Origin of the sequence: Aeromonas media, assembly GCF_000819985.1 — a bacterium.
Classification (GTDB): Bacteria; Pseudomonadota; Gammaproteobacteria; order Enterobacterales; family Aeromonadaceae; genus Aeromonas; species Aeromonas media.
The window spans coordinates 1-6,166 of record NZ_CDBZ01000196.1 but is presented as its reverse complement, the minus strand read 5'-3'; the positions used below and the strand labels follow the sequence as shown (position 1 = coordinate 6,166).

Below are 6,166 nucleotides of genomic sequence, written 5' to 3'. Positions count from 1 at the left end.
GAGCCGATCGGCGGGCAGGTAGAGCATGCGATAGCGCCACCCCTGCTCGCAGGCAGCCTCGCCCGTGTGCAGTTCATCGGGGTTCATCAGCACCAGGCTGCCAGGGCCCGCCAGGAGCTGGCTGCCACGATAGCGAAAACGCTCGGCGCCACACTCGATGACACCGAGGCCAAACCCCTCGTGGCTATGGGGATCGAAGGTGTGGTGCTGGATGTGGGCGCGGTAGAGCTCGGTCGCAGGCTGGCCAGGCAGGGCGCGAAAATCGGCCCTGTCGTGCTGATGGGTAAATGTGACCGGTACTCCCTGCATCCTGACCTCCTGTCATTGAGCCTTCATCATAAGGTGCCGCGGGGCGGCGGCCAAGACTAGGCCCGTGTGGCGCACTCGCGCTCGAGAGCGATACGGATCTCGTCCGCGGTCTTGATGGTGCGGATGCGGCGAAACAGCTCATCGGCCTGGGGGTATTCCCGCACTATGTAGGAGAACCACTGCTTGATGCGGCTGGGGTAGTAGTCGGCCTTGTCGCTCGCCAGATCCTGCTCGGTATAGGTCACCATCAGCTGCAGCACCTCGGCCCAGCTCATGTGGGCACAGCCGGTTTTCATCACGTTGGCCAGGTTGGGAAGAGAGATGGCACCGCGGCCCACCATGAGAGCGTCGCAGCCGGAGACGCCGGCGCAGGCGAGGGCATCCTGGTGATCCCATATCTCGCCATTGGCGGTCACCGGAATGGGCAGGGCGCGGCGGATGAGATCCACGTATTCCCAGTGCGCCGGCGCCTTGTAGCCTTCCCGCTTGGTGCGGGCATGGACAGCGAGCTCGTTGGCGCCCCCCTGATAGACCGCCTGGGCGTTGTCCATGTAGAGCTCCTTGTCGTCGTACCCCAGACGGATCTTGGCGCTCACCGGCAGGTGGGCAGGGACGGCTTCGCGCACCGCCTTGACGATGCGGTAGACGGTCTCTGGCTCCTTGAGCAGCACGGCCCCCCCCTTGCTCTTGTTGACCGTGGGGGCGGGGCAGCCGAAGTTGAGATCGACCCCGGGGGAGCCCAGCTCGATGGCGCGCACCGCATTCTCTGCCAGCCATTCGGGGTGCTGGCCCAGCAGCTGCACCCGCACCGGGGTGCCGGCGCGGGTCTTGCCATCCTGCTTGAGTTCGGGGCAGAGGCGATGGAACACCTTGGCGGGCAGCAGCTGATCGACGACCCGAATGAACTCGCTGACACAGAGGTCGTAATCGTTGACGGAGGTGAGTACCTCCCGCATCAGGTGATCCAGCACCCCCTGCATGGGGGCCAAAATAACGCGCATAGCTGCTTCCGAAGACAAGGGGAGAAAAAAGAGCGCAGATTGTAGTGGCAATGGGCGGCGTTGTCAGCCGTCTGCCCACTCGATGAGCCTAATCGACTGCCGCTGCATGGGCCGGGCTGTCAGCTTCTGGACCAACTCTGTTAGGCTAAAGGCAGAGATGCATTCAGAGGAGTACCCATGAAACGCTGGTGTCTGATGGCCCTGGGCTGGCTCGCCTTCGCCACCGGGATAGTCGGGATAGTCCTGCCCCTGCTGCCGACCACCCCCTTCATGTTGCTGGCGGCGGCCCTCTTTGCCCGCTCGTCGCCCCGTTTTCACCGCTGGCTGCTGGCGCACCCCTGGTTCGGGCCCCCCATCCATGACTGGCAGTTGTATCGCGGCATTCGGCGCCATGCCAGACGCCGAGCCATCGTCTTCATCCTGCTCTCCTTCTCGGTGTCGCTGCTGGTGGTGCCGCTGCCCTGGGTGAGGTTGCTGCTGGTTGTCATAATGGTGATCCTGCTCACCTGGTTAATGCGTCTGCCGGTGCTGGAGCCGGTTGCAATGGAGAAGTGAAATCCCTAAGCTATTGCGGCAATAATGCTATGGAGTCGGCCTGTCATTTTTTGCATGACGGGCCTTTTTATTGCCCGCTGGCGGGCAACGCAAGAGACGCCACGCCTGGGCTCAAAAATAAGCGGTCAAATAATGAATCCGGATACCCTGAAGTTTATCGAAGCGAGCATCAAGACCATTCCCGACTATCCGAAGCCGGGCATACTGTTTCGCGACATCACCAGCCTGATCGAGAATGCCGAGGCCTTCAAGGCCACCATAGATCTGCTGGCCGAGCATTATCGTGATCAAGGGATCACCAAGATCGTCGGCACCGAGGCCCGCGGTTTCATCTTCGGCGCTCCTGTGGCCTTCGCCATGGGCTTGGGCTTCGTGCCGGTTCGCAAGCCGGGCAAGCTGCCCCGCGCCATCATCGAAGAGTCCTATGCCCTCGAGTACGGCACTGATACCCTGCAACTGCACACCGACGCCATAGTGCCCGGTGACAAGGTGCTGGTGGTGGACGATCTGCTGGCCACCGGCGGCACCGTCGATGCCACCGTCAAGCTCATTCGCCGCGCCGGCGGTGAAGTCGCCGATGCGGCCTTCATCATCTCCCTGCCGTCGCTGGGTGGTGATGCCCGCCTGACCGCCGCTGGCGTCAAGGTGGTCTCGCTGGTCGAGCTCGCGGGCGAGTAAGGCCCTCTGGCAGGCGGGCCTCGTCAACCCGCCAATGCCCCGAACCGGTGCCTGAACGGGCACCGGTTTGAAAATCAAGCGATCCCTCCCAAGGCGGCCGATAGCCCATACAGCCCGCCCTCCATTTGTGTTAGCATCCTGCCTCAATGCCTCGTTTTCCAGCATCGAGATCTATGAGCTATCAGGTTCTGGCGCGTAAATGGCGCCCCCATACATTTGAACAAGTGGTTGGCCAGCAACATGTGCTGACCGCCTTGACCAATGCCCTGGATCAGGGACGGCTGCATCATGCCTACCTGCTGAGCGGCACCCGCGGGGTCGGCAAGACCACCATCGCCCGCATCCTGGCCAAGAGCCTCAACTGCGAGCAGGGGATCAGCAGCCACCCGTGCGGCGTATGCGACACCTGTCGCGAGATCGATCAGGGCAACTTCGTCGATCTGCTGGAGATCGATGCGGCGTCCCGCACCAAGGTGGAAGACACCCGGGAGCTGCTCGACAACGTGCAGTACCGCCCGGCCCGCGGCCGCTTCAAGGTGTACCTCATCGATGAGGTGCACATGCTGTCGCGTCACAGCTTCAATGCGCTGCTCAAAACCCTGGAAGAGCCGCCTCCCTATGTGAAGTTCCTGCTGGCCACCACGGATCCGCAGAAGCTCCCCATCACCATCTTGTCCCGCTGCCTGCAGTTCCACTTGAAGAGCCTTGATCAGACCCAGATCGCCAGGCAGCTCGAATGGGTGCTGGATCAGGAAGGTCAGCCGTTCGAGCCCCGCGCCCTGCTGGCCCTGGCCAAGGCTGCCGACGGCAGCATGCGCGATGCCCTTAGCCTCACCGATCAGGCGCTGGCCCACGGCAACGGCAGCGTGCGGCTGGAGAGCGTGCTGACCATGCTGGGCACCCTCGACCATCACCACCTGCACCAGTTGCTGGAGGCTGTCCTGCGCCAGGATGCCCCGGCCACCATGGCCAAGATCACCGAAATCGCTACCCTGGGACCGGACTTCGATCAGCTCCACGCCGAGCTGGAAGCCTTGCTCCATCGCGTCGCCATGGCCCAGTTGCTGCCGGCCAGCGTGCAGGAGCAGGGGGCGGATGCCGATGCCTTGCTGCAGCTGGCGGGAGCCATGAGCCCGGAAGAGGTGCAGCTCTGCTATCAGATAGTGCTGGGGGGACGCAAGGATTTGCCCTGGGCGCCCGATGGCCGCACCGCGCTGGAGATGACCTGCCTGCGGATGCTGGCGTTCTCGCCGCGCCGCGAGGCGGTGCACCCCGCCAATCTGAGTGCCTTGCCCGTGTCCATGGGCGCACTGCCCGGGGCGGGGAGGGAGGCCGTATCGGCCCTGCCGGGAAAGCCGTCAGGGGCTGAGCCAGCCCCGCATCAGGCCGCAACGGCGGCCAGCATGGCCGCGCCCGCAGCCCTGGCGACGACAGCGCCGCTCTTGTCGGTTCAGGCAGATGAGCCGGCAGCCGACGACGATGAGGCCAGCGCAGCTCTCTTTGCCGAGCAGCAAGAGCTGCTGCAAGCCGCGCAGCAGATGGGGTTCGAGGCACAGCCGATGCAGCCTGAGCCCGAGATCGGTGGCGCCCCCCGGACTCAGGAAGCGCAGCCCCCTGAACCCGAGCCGCCGGTTGCCTCCCATGAGGCGGCCCGGCCGACGGCGGCTCCTGCCATAGCCCCTGAACCCGAGGCGGCCCCCTCGGCGGCCTCCAGCATGCAGAGCCTGCTGGGCAAGCGCAATCTGCTGCGCAGCCGGCTGCGGGGGGACGCCGGGGCGGCGACCGTCTCTGCCCCTCCCAGGGCGACGCCGAGCAAACCGGCTGCGCCCCTGGCCACGGCCGCCGTGCCACCTGTGGCGCCAGCACCCTCTGCGCCTGCCAGGCAGGCCCCCGCGGCGCCCGCCTATGCCGGGCCCATGACGGGCTATGAGGATCTGCCGCCCCTCGAGGCCTATGACGACAGCAGCAGCGATTACGAGGAGTACCTGAGTCAGGGCTTCGGCGATGGGTCGGCCAGTGCCCCCGCAGCGCAAGCGGCTGCTAGGCCGAGTGCACCGCAAAAGGCCGAACCTGTTTCGGATGACTTGCCCCCCTGGGATCTGGACGGCGCACCCGCCAGGGCTGCCGCTGCTACCGTCGCCGCTGTTCCGGCAACGCCGGTTGCGACGCCTCTTTCTGTGCCCGAAAATGCGCAGCCCACGACCGCCCAGGTGATGGAGACCATCGACTGGGATGAGCTGGAGAGTGACGCCCTGCCGGCGGAGGGGGAGGAGATCGCTCGCCTGATCCCCTCTTCCCTGCTGGTCAATTGCGGCGACGCTTGGGCCGAGCTCATCGCCCGCACCGGGGTCGGTGGCCGGTTGCGTCAGCTCGCCATCAACTCTGTGATGACCCGGCAAGGGGAGCTAGTGTCCCTGGTGCTCAAGCCGGAGCAGCGCCATCTGGTCAGCGACAGAGCCCTGGCCGATCTGGCCGGTATCATTGGCCCGGAGTTCGGACAGGCGGTGCGTGTCGAGGTGATCCTGGGCACGGACCCGGCGCGGGAGACGCCGCTCGAGATCGAGCATCGCCTCTACCTGGGGGTGCGTGAGCAGGTGAGCCGGGATCTGGCGGACGATCCCAATGTGCAGTTCCTGCAGCAGCGATTCGGCGCCGTGCTCCATCCCGAGAGCATCGAACCTCTGAGTCGCTGAGCGCTATGAGTTAAATCCCATGCTGGGACCCGAGTCCCGGTTGAAAAATCTTTTGGCTGCCCCCATATCCGGGGTAGAACAAGCCCACAGCCCGGCGCTGGATGCCGGATTTCAAGACGAGAGACGACCTATGTTTGGTAAAGGTGGAATGGGTAACCTGATGAAACAGGCCCAACAGATGCAAGAGCGCATGCAGAAGATGCAAGAGCAGCTGGCTCAGATGGAAGTCGTCGGCGAAGCCGGCGCCGGCATGGTCAAGGTCACCATGGCCGGCAGCCACAGCGTGCGCCGTATCGAGATAGACCCGAGTCTGATGGAAGATGACAAGGAGATGCTGGAAGATCTGGTCGCCGCCGCCGTCAACGACGCCGTGCGCCGGGTGGAAGAGCAGAACAAGAGCAAGATGGGCGAGCTGACCGGCGGCATGCAACTGCCCCCAGGCTTCAAGATGCCCTTCTAAGGGTTAAAAGCCTTTCAAATCAAGAAGCCATGACCCATGGCGATGGCGCAGCCGATACGGTTTTCTCCGTGTCAGCTGCGCTTTGTTTTTTCTGGCCTGCCTGCCCGGCATTTGCTTGGCATGGTGACGCAGTCACCGATTCAGCCTCTGGCCAAGGCATGCTGCCTTCCCAAACGCGTTTCTTCGCATCTTTTCTTGTCTTGCCCTGACCCGTGCGATGCCGCCCCCGCTATCCGCCATCCTGCATGATCACACATGCTGGCGTGGAGGATCCCCTGACTCGCCTGTCGATGGGGGTCACCTGGAAACTCACCTTGGGTGTATCAGAGGAGGTTGTCAGCATAAGCCGCCGGTAAGCTTACGGGCGCCTTGATCCGACACAGGCACGAGCACCGGGAGCGGCGTCCCACTTCTGCGGGCCAGATCTGTCTCACGCATGGCATTGGCCGGGGAGGCATGGGGATTGAGGG

The 6,166-nt window shown here is 64.2% G+C and carries 6 protein-coding genes; 4 read left to right on the top strand and 2 right to left on the bottom strand.

The window, feature by feature from the left end; genetic code table 11:
* The coding region (locus BN1127_RS16585) for an AraC family ligand binding domain-containing protein (RefSeq protein WP_042650171.1) at window positions 1–309 on the bottom strand (309 nt) is incomplete at its 3' end.
* 56 nt (window positions 310–365) lie between these two features.
* Window positions 366–1,310, bottom strand: a complete 945-nt coding sequence (gene dusC, locus BN1127_RS16580; protein ID WP_042650170.1) for a tRNA dihydrouridine(16) synthase DusC — start codon at window positions 1,308–1,310, stop codon at window positions 366–368.
* A gap of 177 nt (window positions 1,311–1,487) precedes the next feature.
* Between dusC and BN1127_RS16575 the strand changes: the two genes are divergently transcribed.
* From BN1127_RS16575 to BN1127_RS16560, 4 genes are all read left to right on the top strand, one after another.
* Window positions 1,488–1,865 (top strand): YbaN family protein, encoded by a 378-nt coding sequence (locus tag BN1127_RS16575; protein WP_042650169.1) that lies wholly within the window; start codon window positions 1,488–1,490, stop codon window positions 1,863–1,865.
* A 132-nt stretch (window positions 1,866–1,997) separates the two neighbouring features.
* Window positions 1,998–2,543, top strand: a complete 546-nt coding sequence (gene apt / locus BN1127_RS16570; protein ID WP_042650168.1) for an adenine phosphoribosyltransferase — start codon at window positions 1,998–2,000, stop codon at window positions 2,541–2,543.
* Window positions 2,544–2,716: 173 nt separating this feature from the next.
* The gene (gene dnaX, locus BN1127_RS16565; protein ID WP_042650167.1) at window positions 2,717–5,236 is read left to right on the top strand and encodes a DNA polymerase III subunit gamma/tau; all 2,520 of its coding nucleotides are present in this window, start codon (window positions 2,717–2,719) and stop codon (window positions 5,234–5,236) included.
* Window positions 5,237–5,366: 130 nt separating this feature from the next.
* Window positions 5,367–5,696 carry a YbaB/EbfC family nucleoid-associated protein gene (locus tag BN1127_RS16560; RefSeq protein ID WP_011706069.1) on the top strand — a complete coding sequence of 110 codons (330 nt, stop codon included), beginning with the start codon at window positions 5,367–5,369 and terminating at the stop codon, window positions 5,694–5,696.
* Window positions 5,697–6,166 lie beyond the last annotated feature (470 nt).